The organism is Kaistella sp. (assembly GCF_041824135.1).
Lineage (GTDB): Bacteria > Bacteroidota > Bacteroidia > Flavobacteriales > Weeksellaceae > Kaistella.
The window spans coordinates 1-13,569 of record NZ_JBGZYM010000057.1; the positions used below are offsets into that span (position 1 = coordinate 1).

At 36.9% G+C, this 13,569-nt stretch carries 12 protein-coding genes; 4 read left to right on the forward strand and 8 right to left on the reverse strand.

Annotated elements, in window-relative coordinates; all coding sequences use genetic code 11:
* The first annotated feature begins 13 nt into the window (after positions 1-13).
* The gene (gene rpmA / locus ACEYOS_RS06365; RefSeq protein WP_373707433.1) at positions 14-280 is read left to right on the forward strand and encodes a 50S ribosomal protein L27; all 267 of its coding nucleotides are present in this window, start codon (positions 14-16) and stop codon (positions 278-280) included.
* 217 nt (positions 281-497) lie between these two features.
* On the opposite strand, the gene thiL is transcribed toward rpmA, so the two are convergent.
* Complete coding sequence (thiL, locus tag ACEYOS_RS06370; RefSeq protein ID WP_373707434.1) at positions 498-1,568, reverse strand: thiamine-phosphate kinase; 1,071 nt, start codon at positions 1,566-1,568, stop codon at positions 498-500.
* Between the two features lie 45 nt (positions 1,569-1,613).
* Positions 1,614-2,153 carry an acyl-CoA thioesterase gene (locus ACEYOS_RS06375; RefSeq protein WP_373707435.1) on the reverse strand — a complete coding sequence of 180 codons (540 nt, stop codon included), beginning with the start codon at positions 2,151-2,153 and terminating at the stop codon, positions 1,614-1,616.
* 254 nt (positions 2,154-2,407) lie between these two features.
* Between ACEYOS_RS06375 and ACEYOS_RS06380 the strand changes: the two genes are divergently transcribed.
* Together ACEYOS_RS06380 and ACEYOS_RS06385 are read left to right on the forward strand one after the other, a co-directional pair.
* Positions 2,408-3,619 (forward strand): aminoacetone oxidase family FAD-binding enzyme, encoded by a 1,212-nt coding sequence (locus ACEYOS_RS06380; RefSeq protein WP_373707436.1) that lies wholly within the window; start codon positions 2,408-2,410, stop codon positions 3,617-3,619.
* A gap of 60 nt (positions 3,620-3,679) precedes the next feature.
* Positions 3,680-3,997 carry a bacteriophage spanin2 family protein gene (locus ACEYOS_RS06385; RefSeq protein WP_373707437.1) on the forward strand — a complete coding sequence of 106 codons (318 nt, stop codon included), beginning with the start codon at positions 3,680-3,682 and terminating at the stop codon, positions 3,995-3,997.
* Positions 3,998-4,082: 85 nt separating this feature from the next.
* Here the strand turns inward: ACEYOS_RS06385 and uvrB are convergent, their stop codons facing one another.
* The 4 genes from uvrB to ACEYOS_RS06405 form a co-directional block, all read right to left on the reverse strand.
* A complete protein-coding gene (uvrB, locus tag ACEYOS_RS06390; RefSeq protein WP_373707438.1) occupies positions 4,083-6,074 on the reverse strand; it encodes an excinuclease ABC subunit UvrB in 1,992 nt (663 codons plus the stop codon).
* Between the two features lie 86 nt (positions 6,075-6,160).
* Positions 6,161-6,997 carry a GLPGLI family protein gene (locus ACEYOS_RS06395; protein WP_373707439.1) on the reverse strand — a complete coding sequence of 279 codons (837 nt, stop codon included), beginning with the start codon at positions 6,995-6,997 and terminating at the stop codon, positions 6,161-6,163.
* Between the two features lie 21 nt (positions 6,998-7,018).
* The gene (locus ACEYOS_RS06400) at positions 7,019-8,410 is read right to left on the reverse strand and encodes a M56 family metallopeptidase (RefSeq protein ID WP_373707440.1); all 1,392 of its coding nucleotides are present in this window, start codon (positions 8,408-8,410) and stop codon (positions 7,019-7,021) included.
* A 4-nt stretch (positions 8,411-8,414) separates the two neighbouring features.
* Positions 8,415-8,783 carry a BlaI/MecI/CopY family transcriptional regulator gene (locus tag ACEYOS_RS06405; protein WP_373707441.1) on the reverse strand — a complete coding sequence of 123 codons (369 nt, stop codon included), beginning with the start codon at positions 8,781-8,783 and terminating at the stop codon, positions 8,415-8,417.
* A 136-nt stretch (positions 8,784-8,919) separates the two neighbouring features.
* Here ACEYOS_RS06405 and ACEYOS_RS06410 point away from each other — a divergent pair, with 136 nt between their 5' ends.
* Positions 8,920-10,161 carry a PQQ-dependent sugar dehydrogenase gene (locus tag ACEYOS_RS06410; protein ID WP_373707442.1) on the forward strand — a complete coding sequence of 414 codons (1,242 nt, stop codon included), beginning with the start codon at positions 8,920-8,922 and terminating at the stop codon, positions 10,159-10,161.
* Positions 10,162-10,266: 105 nt separating this feature from the next.
* Here the strand turns inward: ACEYOS_RS06410 and ACEYOS_RS06415 are convergent, their stop codons facing one another.
* A complete protein-coding gene (locus ACEYOS_RS06415; RefSeq protein WP_373707443.1) occupies positions 10,267-12,390 on the reverse strand; it encodes an elongation factor G in 2,124 nt (707 codons plus the stop codon).
* Positions 12,391-12,602: 212 nt separating this feature from the next.
* Positions 12,603-13,553 carry an isopenicillin N synthase family dioxygenase gene (locus ACEYOS_RS06420; protein WP_373707444.1) on the reverse strand — a complete coding sequence of 317 codons (951 nt, stop codon included), beginning with the start codon at positions 13,551-13,553 and terminating at the stop codon, positions 12,603-12,605.
* Positions 13,554-13,569: the final 16 nt, after the last annotated feature.

Genomic DNA, 13,569 nt, shown 5'->3' on the forward strand with positions numbered 1-13,569 from the left:
ACCTTAAAATAAAATGGCACATAAGAAAGGAGTTGGTAGTTCCAAAAATGGTAGAGAATCGCATTCTAAGAGATTAGGTGTAAAGATTTTCGGAGGACAAGAAGCTATCGCTGGTAACATCATCGTGAGACAAAGAGGTACTACACACCACCCAGGTGAAAACGTGGGAATGGGTAAAGACCACACATTGCATGCTTTGATCGCTGGTAAAGTAGTTTTCAGAAAGAAACAAAACAACAGATCATTCGTATCTATTGAACCAAGTGAAGTAAACGCATAATTAACAGCGTTTTAAATATAAAAAGTCCCAGTCGCAAGATCGGGACTTTTTTGTGAGTGAGTATTTCGAAATAATTTCGATCAACAAAGATTTAAAAAAAAGCCTAAATGCTTTTAAACAAATAGGCTTTTAATAAGTTCTAATGTATGTATTTTAATTTCCGAAGGAAATCTTCTTGTTCTTAATTTCTTAGCCAGAAACTTAATAGTTAAAATTCTTATTGTCTTTCGTTGCTGTCCTTATTTAAGAAAGCATCCCAACCTTGAGCATTCAACGGAATCAATTCGCTGCTTCCTCTCGCTACTAAGTAATTTCCTTGGTCAAAATCCACTGCATGACCGATAATGGTAAAGTCCGGATGGTTTTTAATTTTCTCAAAATCAGCTGGTGCGATGGTGAATAACAATTCGTAATCTTCGCCGCCGCTTAATGCACACATAACCGGATTTAAGTTGAGTTCTTCAGCGGTAGAGATCGTTAAAGAATCCATCGGAATTTTTTCTTCGTAGATTCTAAAGCCAACCTTACTTTGATCTGATAAATGTAAGGTCTCAGACGATAAACCATCAGAAACATCAATCATCGAAGTTGGATGAATATCCAATTCCTTCAAAGCTTTCTTAATGTCAGTTCTTGCTTCCGGCTTCAATTGTCTTTCTAAAATATAATCATAACCTTCCATTTCAGGCTGCATATTCGGATTCGCTAGAAACACAGAATGTTCTCTTTCCAAAATTTGCAAACCCATGTAAGCTCCGCCTAAATCGCCGGTTACAACCAGCAGATCATTTGGTTTCGCGCCGGTTCTTTTGATGAGGTTTTCAGAATTTTCAAGTCCAATTGCGGTAATCGTAATCACCAATCCAGACGTAGAACTCGTAGTATCGCCGCCAACTAAATCAACTTTATAATGGTTGCAGGCCATTGCAATTCCCGCATAAATTTCTTCCAATGCTTCTACCGGGAAACGGCTGGAAATTGCTAATGAAACTAAGATTTGAGTTGGCTTCGCATTCATTGCAGCAATATCGCTGAGGTTCACCACAACTGCTTTATAACCCAAATGTTTCAACGGCACATATCCCAAATTGAAATGGACTCCTTCTGCCAAAACATCGGTCGTAACGACTACTTTTTGACCTTCCGGATTAATCACAGCACAGTCATCACCAATGGAAACTTCCGTAGAGGAATTTTCAAAACTAAAGTTTTCGGTCAGGTGTTTGATCAATCCAAATTCACCATAAGCGGAGATTGGAGTTAATTCAGGATTTTTATCTTCTAGCATTTTATTATTTTAAATTAGATGAGGTGTTTTTACGAGATCTATGAATTATTCTCCCGATGGTTGGTCTTTATCCTTTTTCCAGCTGAAGGTATTCTTTTTGTGAAACGCCTCTACATTTTCTGGTTTGAAAGGCAGATCTTTCAGGTCTTGTTTGGTCAAGATTTTCACGTGTTCGCTTTTAAATTCGTTCATCACTTCCAGCACATCATCAGGTGGCGTGGTTGATTTTCTCAACATGGTATCAATCCAAACTCCAGTTGCTTCCGCTGTTGCACAATGGGTTCCATCCGGCAAGTAGAACTTGTGAACAAACTGATAAATACTCGCGTCATCAGACATTCCCGCAATTTCTAGAGAAACAAAAACCGTTTGATCAGCATAGATCTCCTTGAAAAAAGAATAACGTTCGTGTAAAATTACGGGTCCAATTCCCCAATAACTTAGTTCTTTAAGACCCATTTTATGAGTGTTCATAAAGGCCATTCTGGTTTGCGCGCAATACATCACATAAGATGAATTCGCCAAGTGTTTGTTAGCATCAATATCGCTCCAGCGCACTTCGAATTTATAATGATAATCTGACATTTTATTTAATTTTTTTATTTGGGCGCCTTAATCCGCCTTCCTTTCCCGCTATTTTTTTGCCAACGCAATTTCCAACGTTAAAAAAAATGAGCTCCACTCAAGTCGGGGCGCAGATAGCGCTTCGATCCAAGCTTAATTATAATTTGCAAAAATAAGCATTAATGATGGGTTAGAAAAATTGTATTTTTGCACCTCATTCCTAAAAGCCAACCAATTAGGTTATCGTTTAATGCAGTTGGTTTTATTAATAAATTATGACAAAAAAGAAAATCATTATTATCGGTGGTGGTGCAGCAGGATTTTTCTGTGCTGCAAACCTTGATGGAAATAAATTTGACGTTATTATTCTGGAGCAAAACTCAGATGTTCTGCAAAAAGTAAAGATTTCTGGTGGTGGAAGATGTAATGTAGCGCATGCCTGTTTTGATCCCAAAGAATTGGTGCAGTTTTATCCAAGAGGAAATAAAGAGTTACTCAGTGTCTTTCATAAATTTCAACCTGTCGATACGATGGAGTGGTTTGAACAACGAAATGTTCCGGTGAAGATAGAGAATGACAATCGAATCTTTCCGGAAAGTAATTCGTCACAAACGATCATTAATGCGATGGTCGAAGAAGTTTCAAATAAGAATTTTCAAACTCATACCAAATCTGTTGTTTTAGAAATTGTACAGAAAGAGCATCAATATTTAATTACAACGAGCACGAATTCATATCTAGCTGATTATGTGGTTTACACAACTGGAAGTTCACCCAAGTCTTTGAAAATGGTTCAAGGTCTTGGTCATAAAATAGTAGAACCTGTGCCTTCATTATTTACTTTTAATATTAAAAACGATACTTTAAAGGATTTAATGGGAACGAGTTTTCCTTATGCTGAAGTTTCTATCCCACAATTAAAAATGGATGAATCCGGACCGATGTTGATTACGCATTGGGGACTTTCTGGACCAGCCATTTTAAAACTATCTGCCTGGAAAGCCCGAGAATTGGCAGATTTGAAATACAACTTCGAAATCATTGTTAACTTTTTAGGAATCGATTCAGAAACTGCTGAAGAAACCTTTAAAACCTTCCGTCAGGATCATCCCAAGAAAACCATCGGAAGTTCAAAAATATTCGATGTTACAACCCGCTTCTGGCATCGAATTCTGTGGCTGTCAAAAGTAGATTTAGACAAAAATATATCTAACATTTCTGGACAGGAACTTTTAAAAATTCTTCAACATCTATGTGAGAACAAAATGAAGGTCAATGGAAAGTCAACTTATAAAGATGAATTCGTAACCGCTGGCGGAATCGATTTAAAAGAAATTGATTTTAAAACCATGAAATCAAAAGTGTTGTCCAATTTTTATATTGCTGGAGAAGTTTTAAATATCGATGCCGTTACCGGTGGATTTAATTTTCAGGCGTGCTGGAGTGAAGCTTGGTTGATTGCGCAAGATTTAAATCTTAGCACCTAAAGTCAATTTTTGGAGTGCGTAAACTTTAATTTTATTAAATTTGGACAAATTAAAAATAGAATGAAAAATATATTTGCTGTAGTCTTATTTCTTTTAATGCTAACCGCCTGTCAAACACGTGTGGTGAGTATGCAGAAGCCCATGCAAAATAACTCTTTGGAATTGTACCAAAAATACACCATTCAAACGAATGATGCTAAAGTGATCAAACTTGAAGTTTTAAAAGTTGATGACGAGAACATTTATGGAAAACTAAAATCTGGTGAAGATATCGTCATAAAAAAAAGCGATGTTCGTGAAGCTAAAAAATTAGATTTATTTTCTTCGGTAGCGATTGCTGTAGCTGCGATTGCTGCGGTTATATTTGTACCGATTTAAGCAAGATTTTAAAAATAGAAAAAGGAGTGAATTATTACAATTCACTCCTTTTTTTGTATCAAGTTGATAAGGTTTGTTTAGCTCATTAGGCTTTCAAAGCGTTAATTTCATCTCTCAGTTTAGCTGCTTTTATAAAGTCTAAGTTTTTCGCCGCAGACTCCATTGCTTTCTGTTTTTCACCAATGAGTTGCTCTATTCCTTCGCCGCCATATTGTGCTTTCTGTTCGGCAACTTGTTTTAAAATTTCTTTCTGAGTGTATTTTTCATCTGGGAAATCTTTACTTCTTCCGACTAAGACTTCAGATATTTTCTTATTTAACGCCGTCGGAACTTGTCCGTGTTTCTCATTGTACTCGATCTGTTTTTGTCTTCTGTAAAGGGTTTCATCAATAGTGGATTGCATTGATTTCGTCATTTTATCTGCGTACAAAATTGCTTTTCCATTAAGGTTTCTCGCAGCTCTACCAACCGTTTGAGTCATCGATCTTCGGGAACGAAGCATTCCTTCTTTATCAGCGTCTAAGATGGCGACCAGGGAAACTTCGGGTAAATCTAAACCTTCTCTCAATAAGTTGACTCCCACCAAAACATCGAATAAACCAACGCGTAAATCCTGCATAATCTGAATACGGTCCAATGTTTCCACATCAGAGTGAATATATCGCGTTCTTATTCCGAACTTCGTAAAATACTTGGTTAATTCCTCAGCCATTTTCTTGGTCAGCGTTGTTACCAAAGTCCGTTCGTCAACTTCAGCGCGCTTTTGAATTTCTTCCATCAAATCATCAATCTGATTTAAAGAAGGTCGAATTTCAATCACCGGATCTAGCAAACCGGTCGGCCTAATCAGTTGTTCAATATACTCACCACCCGATTTTTCCAACTCGTAATCCGCCGGCGTGGCCGAAACATAAATCACTTGATTCTGAATACCTTCAAATTCTTCAAACTTCAACGGTCTGTTATCCATCGCCGCCGGAAGACGGAATCCATGTTCTACCAAAACTTCTTTTCGGCTTCGGTCGCCACCGTACATAGCGTGAACTTGTGGAATGGTCACGTGACTTTCATCAACCACCATTAAATAATCTTTAGGGAAATAATCCAGTAAACAGAACGGTCGGGAACCTGGCAATCTTCCGTCAAAATAGCGGGAGTAGTTTTCAATTCCACTGCAATAACCGAGCTCTTTCATCATTTCTAAATCGAGTTCGGTACGTTCCTGTAAACGTTTTGCTTCGTAAGGTTTTTCAATATCATTAAAGAAATCAACCTGCTTTACCATATCATCCTGAATTTCGCGGATGGCACTAACTTGGGTTTCTTTCGACGTTACAAAAAGGTTTGCTGGATAAATTTTAATATCATCAAAATTATCCATTACATTGCCAGACAAAGGATCAAAACTTTGAATGGTTTCAATCTCATCACCAAAAAACTGAATCCGAATCGCATTATCTGCATACGCCGGAAATACATCAACCACATCTCCTTTAACGCGAAATGTTCCCCGCGTAAATTCATTTAAAGTTCTCGCATATAAAGCGTTAACCAAAGAGTGAAGTAAAGTGGTTCTCGTTATTTTTTGATTTTTCTCAATGGAGATTAATGACTTTTCGAATTCTGCAGGATTTCCAACTCCGTAAATACAGGAAACCGAAGCGACAATGAGAACGTCTCTTCTACCGGAAAGTAAACTTGCCGTTGCCGAAAGACGTAGTTTTTCTACCTCTTCATTGATGGATAAATCCTTCTCAATGTAAGTATTGGTGGAAGCAATAAAGGCTTCTGGCTGATAATAGTCGTAATAAGAAACAAAATACTCGACCGCATTATTTGGAAAAAACTCTTTGAATTCCATAAATAATTGCGCCGCCAAAGTTTTGTTATGCGCCAAAACCAAAGTTGGTTTCTGCGTATCATTCACCACGTTGGCTATCGTAAAAGTTTTTCCAGAACCAGTAACTCCAAGGAGTGTTTGGTATTTCTCACCGATTTCAATGCCTTCGGTCAATTTCTTTATCGCAGTTGGCTGATCACCTGTTGGTTTATATTCTGATTGAAGTTCAAATTTCATGGTGCAAAAATACGGAAATAAATAGAGTGAATTTTAGCAATTTCCGTTAATGCTCAGTAACCAATTTATGAAAATTAGTGAAATTTTTATAGATAATCTATCTTATGATTGAGTTCAACAGGATTATTGTTTTCTCGAATTTCTTTCTTCTCTCTTTCATTCCATTCTTTGAAATTGGGTGTGAATTCATTTCCATTTTCATCCTGCCATTTCGTTATCATTACGGTACTTCCAGCGTTTTTACCATTGATCTCTCTTGTTGGATCAGAATAATAATCAAGCGCTAATTTTTCATACTGTTTCCATGATATTGGCAGAGCCTTTTCTTTTTCGTATAATTTTCCGTCTGAGTTTTTGATTTGAACTAAAGTAAAAGTATACTCATTTTTGGTATCGTAAATCTCCGTGATTAATCCTGGTAATCCTTGAAAAACATAAGGTCCTTCTTGCAACGGAATTTCATTGGTGAACCAAGCAACCCAATTTCGACCGCCATAAGTGGTAACTGCTTTTTGAGATTTCATCCCTAAAGTTTCCTTGGTGTCGTTTTCAATTTTCCAGGCTAAGACTTCCTCAATTTTGATTGTAAAAAGTTTCTGAAAGTTATTGATGAATTTCTTTGTTTCTTTTGCTGTCAAGTCTTTGGAAACACTATTAAAATCCTTAAAAGAAGTTGTCATAAAACTGAATCGTTTTGTAGCATGAAAAGTTGAATCGGTCTGTTTATCTCGCACGGTACGAAATATCGATTTCCCGTCATTAATATCCAACACATATTTTCCTTTGGAAATACTGTCTTTATTCGGATCCGATTTAAACTTCATTTCATACACAAAACTTTTATTTTGGGCGAAAACGAAACTAAATGCAAATAGTAAAAAAAGACTTAAATATTGCTTCAACATTCTTTTAAATTTCGTCAAATATAAAATTTTAATTAACATCTATTTTTTGATGGCAGGTCCAGCGAACTGCATTGTTAATGGCAATTTGAAAACTGTTTTTACAGGATTGCTATCTTCTGTAGCTGGTTTCCATATTTTTCCATCATTCGCTACGGTTATTGCCCTAACTGCCTCTGCATTAAAAACTTTGTTGTCACCTTCTGCGAAAATATTAGAAATTTTTCCTTTTTCATCAATGCTTAGATAGACGGTTGTTTTGATTAAGCCTTCATCTCCTTTAAAAATGGAAGTGTCAAAGGAGTTTGAAACTAAACTTCTTAGAGCATTTGCGCCTCCCGGAAATTCTGCAGGAACTTGTTCAAATTCACTTGGTGGTGGCGGTGGCGGAGGTGGAACTGGTGCCGATACATTTTGTTTTTTCTTGATGGTATCCATCTTCACTTCAATATCATCTCTTGTTTTCTTTGAAAACGTAATAATTTTTTTCTCAAATTTTGTAGCGTTCTTTTTCTCAAATGACATTACATCTTGCTTTTGATTTTGAGGAAGAGTTGCCTCTACGATAGCAGATGTTTCAGTCTGTGCATTAACTTTCTTAGTAAAAAACACAAATAAAATGGCAAGTACGGGAAGAAGAGTTAATTTCTTCAACCATGCGAATCTGGAGTTTTTAGAAGTCATCATAATAAATCGTTTTTTGGTGTTATTAAAATCGAATTGGTGCGTAAGATTAAAATTTTGCGAAATCTTAATTTTATTTAGAATCAAATGCTGGTAGTTGCCGACGTCATAATTGTTTTGCAATACATATTCATCAGCCAGAAATTCATGATTGGTGATCATGGCCTTTTTGAAAAAGAATAAGGCAGGATTAAACCAGGAAAATATTTTTAGGAATTCAATGAACAGAATGTCAGCGCTATGTTTTTCTTCGATGTGGCATTTTTCGTGGAGGAATATGCGTTCATCAATTTGATCATTAACTAAATATTTTCTGCTGAAATAAATGGTATTAAGAAAACTGAACGGCGCATAAATTTGATCGATGATCAGAATTTTTTGATTTTGATAGCTTCTCTTTTCTCCTTTTAAAAATTGAAGTCTAAGAATCGAATAGATAAATTTCATCAGAAAGAAAATAGAAACTGCAGCGTAAACAATTAATATAATTTTTATCCAATCGATACTTGAAGCTTGCGCTGTATTTATTTGTTGAAAATTTTGAAGTGGTTCTCCGATGATTAAACTTGTTTCGCCTGCTGTTTTAAAGGGAATATTAAAAGGAATGAAAGGAATCGCATAAGCAAAAACTAAAGCCGACAAAAGAAAAATTCGGTTGAATTTGAAAATCCGCTCGCGTTCTAAAAGTAAATAGTAGAAACCAATAAGCAAACAGGAAGAAAGGACGATTTTTAAGATGATTGTTTCCATGTTTTTATTCTTTTATTTGATGATCAATAAGATCTCGTAGGTCTTTCAACTGGCTTTGTGAAAGCTTTTTGTTGGAAGCGAAAAAAGAAGCAAACTGAGATACAGAACTATTGAAAAAACGGTCAATCATCGAATTCATCTCATGATTGAAGTAGGTTTCTTTATCAACTTTAGGAAAATACTCTCTGGAATTGCCAAAGGTTTTATAGCCAACTAAATTCTTGGTCTGCATTCTTTTTAGCAGCGTCGCTATGGTAGTGGAAGCAGGTTTTGGGTCAGGATAAATTTCGAGAATATCTTTCATGAAGGCTGTTTTTTGATCCCATAAAATATCCATGATCTGCTTTTCAGCTTCGGTTAATTTTTGTTTCATCTCTACAAGTTTATATTTGACTCTACAAATGTAGAATAACTTTTTTAAATACACGTTATATTTTTGTATATTTATTGAAATTGATAACAAGGAATGTTTTTTGTTGTCAATAGCTACTTATCAAATTCAATTAACAATGAAATATTCAATTAATTCAATCTCAGCAGTTGTTGCTTTTTCCTTATTGGCTTCGTGCTCCGGAAATTCTCAAACAACATCTTCAACAAATAATTCCGTCCCAGTACACGGAATGGTACCAAATCCAGAAACATCGGATAAAAATTCCCCGACCTTTAAGTCTGCTTTTGAAGGACAAACAAGAGTGGAAGGCGTTAAGACAAAAACGGCATATAACGTTGAAGTCATGAACTCAGATTTGGGAAAACCATGGGGAATTGTCAATTTACCTGACGGACGATTTTTAATTACAGAAAAATCAGGCTTTATGAATATTCTTTCTGCAGACGGACAAACAATGTCTACAGTTGAAGGTTTCCCTGCCGTAGATTCAAAAGCGCAAGGTGGATTATTAGATGTAGCTCTCGATCCTGACTTTAAAAACAACAGAATGATTTACTGGACTTTCTCTGAACCTGTCTCTGGCGGAAATCATACCGCCGTTGGAAAAGGCAAGCTTTCTGGAGATGAAAAGACCATTGAAAATCCTCAGGTTATTTTTAGAGCCACTCCAACTTACGATGGTAAACTCCATTACGGAAGTCGATTGGTTTTTGACAAAGATGGAAATTTATTTGTCAGCACTGGTGAGCGTTCTGACCTTGAAACCAGACCTTTAGCATTAAATACAATGGCTTATTTGGGTAAAGTTTTAAAAATGACCAAAGAAGGGAAACCTGCAGCGGGAAATCCTTTCCTCGGAAATTCAAAATACAAACCTGAAATCTATTCTTATGGTCACCGAAATCCGCAAGGTTTGGCGATGGATGAGAAAGGTCAACTCTGGGAAGCGGAGATGGGACCGAAAGGTGGTGACGAAGTTAATTTGATTCAGCCTGGAAAAAATTACGGTTGGGGTGATGTCACTTACGGACTAGAATACAGCGGTAAAAAAATTAATGCGGGCACAACGCAGAAGGAAGGAACAGAGCAGCCAGTGTATTATTGGGACCCGTCGATTTCGATGAGTGGAATTACTTTCTATACCGGAAATATAGATGAATGGAAAAACAATCTGATACTTGGTTGCTTGAGTGGTGAGAAAATTATACGCTTAGTAATTGAAAGTAATAAAGTTGTTGGTGAAGAATGGTTGTTGGAAGATCAAAAAGAGCGTTTTCGTGATGTACTCAATGGACAAGATGGAAACCTGTACGGCATTACGGACAGTGGGAAACTGTATAAAATCTCAAAGAAATAATCTTCGTAATTTGATATAGAAAAACCTCGGCTTTCGTCGAGGTTTTTTTAGTCCTGTTATTCATCAATTCACTTGGCTCTTTTTGCTTTTTCCTTGGCTCTTACCCTAGGCTTCTTCTAACTGAGAATGTTTTTTGATTAAATTCTGTTGAACATTCGATGGAACCAATTGATAATCATTAAACTTCATGGCGAATTTCGCTCGGCCACCAGTAATGGAACGTAACGTAGAACCGTAATCGTGCAATTCTGCCAATGGAACGTCTGCTAATATCTTTTGATAATGACCTTCAGAATCTATTCCTGAAATAATGGCACGTCGGGTTTGTAAATCTCCCATCACATCGCCAGTATCTTCATCCGGACAAAGAACTTCCACAGCGTACATCGGTTCTAAAAGCTGAGGTTTTGCCTGATTGAACGCTTCTTTAAATGCACCAGCTGCTGCCAATTGGAAAGAAATATCATTAGAATCTACACTGTGCATTTTTCCGTCATAGATCGTAACCCGAATATTTTGACAACGGGAACCTGTTAGCGGACCATCGTTCATTTGCTGCATAATTCCTTTTTTAATGGCGCCGATATAACGGTTGTCGATAGCACCACCAACGATACACCAATAAAAAGCCAGTTTTCCACCCCAAGGTAATTCTTCAATATCTTTTTGTCGAATGTTAACTCCTGTTGGTTCATCCATTCCGTCATAAAAATTTTCAACGCGCATGTGGATCTCACCAAACTGACCATTGCCACCAGATTGTTTTTTGTGGCGATAATGAGCATCGGCATTTCCGGTAATGGTTTCGCGGTAAGAAATTTTTGGTTCCGCGAAATTCATTTTCACGCCAAAGTCATCAGCTAACCTTTCTTTTACCAGATCCAGGTGCAATTGTCCCTGACCGTGTAGAATCGTTTGTTTCAATTCTGCAGACTGCTCCAGTTGCAAGGTTGGATCTTCATCTTGAATCTTATGTAAAGCCGTTACCAGTTTTTCCATATCTGCTGCAGCATCGGTGAAAATAGCTTTTCTAATGCGGCTTTCCGGGAATTCCATTGGACGGACTTTTCGGTCTATTCCTTTAGTGTTTAAAGTGTGGTTTGAACGCGCAGATTTTAATTTTACAGTAACACCTAAATCTCCGGCAACCAATTCTTCAACTGGAATGCGGTCTTTTCCTTCTGCTACAAATAGTTGAGAGATCCTTTCGGTTTCGCCATTTTCAGCATTGATCAACTCATGGCCGGGTTTTATTTTCCCACTTAAAACTTTGAAATAGGAAATCAATCCGACTTGCGGTTCAGAGATCGTTTTGTAAATAAAGATCGTCGTTTTATCGTTAGAATCATAAGAAACTTCATCGCCATTTTCTAATTTTCTGGCTGGTCTTTCAGCAGGTGAAGGAGCAATATCATCTAAGAAACCCATCAATCTTCCACTTCCCATATCTTTTAAACCACTGGTTACAAATACCGGGAAGAACTGTTGTTTTGCTAAGGCGAGGGTAATTCCGTGGGCCAGTTCTTCTTCAGAAAGATAACCTTCATCAAAATATTTTTCCATTAAACCTTCTTCATTTTCCGCCGCAATTTCTACCAAAGCATTGTGCATTTCATTCACTCTGTCGATCTCGCTATCAGGAATAGGTTTTTTCTCAGGTTTTCCGCCATCTGCTGGAAATTCATACATTACCATTCTTAAAGCATCAATGATAGCATTGAAATTGGCGCCTGAATTATAAGGATATTGAATGGGAAGAAGCTTGTTACCAAACCGTTCTTTTGCCTGTTCTAAAGTTTTATCGAAGTCAGCTTTCGGATGATCCATTTGGTTGATCACGAAAATGGTGGGCGTTTGATTTTTTTCTACATATTCCCAAACAAGTTCGGTTCCTACTTCGACACCATTGGCTGCATTTAAAACAATAATCGCGGTGTCTGCCACTTTTAAAGAAGATACTACTTCGCCAATAAAATCATCAAATCCTGGCGTATCAATAATGTTGATTTTATTATTTCGCCAGTTGACGAACATTTGGTGAGAGAAAAGTGTTTTCCCTTTTTCATGTTCTAAATCAGTATTGTCGCTCACCGTGTTTTGACCTTCTACACTACCACGGCGCTTGATCGCTCCGCCTTCGTACAACATGGTTTCAATTAATGTAGTTTTACCACTGTCGGAATGTCCGAGCAAAACCACATTTCGTAAATTTTTGGTATTAGCACTCATAGTATTTGATTTTAATAATTTAAGGGTAATACTAAAAAGGAAATGACCAGCACTTGATTTTTAGGAATCTAAAGTTACAAAAGATTTAAATTGATTGTGTTGATATTGACATCATAAAGAGATGATAAATAACATAATAGAAATGGCAGGTATTATTTTAAACAAAAAAGAGCGGACCAATTGCCCGCTCTCATCATCTTAAAAGATTAATTTTATTTTTTGATCAAACCAAGTTCAACCAATCTTTCGTAAAGAAATTCTCCCGCAGTTGTATCTTCATACAATTTCGGATGATTTTCATCCACACAGTTTTCTAAAGCATTCAATGGCATTTCGCTCACGGGATGCATAAAAAAAGGAATTGAATATCTCGAAGTTCCCCACAATTCTCTTGGCGGATTAACAACCTGGTGAATTGTAGATTTCAATTTGTTATTGGTATGTCTCGACAACATATCGCCCACGTTGATCATCAATTCGTCTGGTTGTGCAATTGCATCGATCCATTCTCCATCATGATTCATTACCTGAAGACCTTTCCCCTGAGCACCCATCAAAAGCGTAATTAAATTGATGTCGCCGTGTGCAGCCGCGCGAACTGCATTGTCTGGCTCCTGCGTAATCGGTGGATAATGAATTGGTCTCAAAATAGAATTTCCTTCAGCGACGTATTTGTCAAAGTAAAACTCATCTAAATTAAGATACAATGCCAAAGCTCTCAACACATAAATTCCGGTTTTCTCCAACATTTGGTAAGCTTCTTTTCCAACCATGTTGAATTTAGGATTTTCTGCAACTTCTACATTATCCGGATATTCAGTCGCGTATTTTGAACCTTCTTCAAGATACTGTCCGAAATGCCAAAATTCTTTAAGATCTCCTTTTTTGAAACCTTTTGCAGTCTCTTTTCCGAAACCGACATAACCACGTTGTCCGCCAATTCCGGGAATTTCGTAGGTTTGTTTGGTTTCTACTGGAAGATCAAAGAATTGTTTTACTTCGCCATAAAGTTCATCAACCAATTGGTCATTCAAGAAGTGACCTTTTAGCGCAACGAAGCCAATTTCTTCGTATGCTTTTCCGATTTCATTTACAAATTTTTGTTTGCGTTCCGGTTCACCCGAAAGGAAATCACGCAAATCCACACTTGGGATCTGTTTCATATTGTTTGATTAAGAA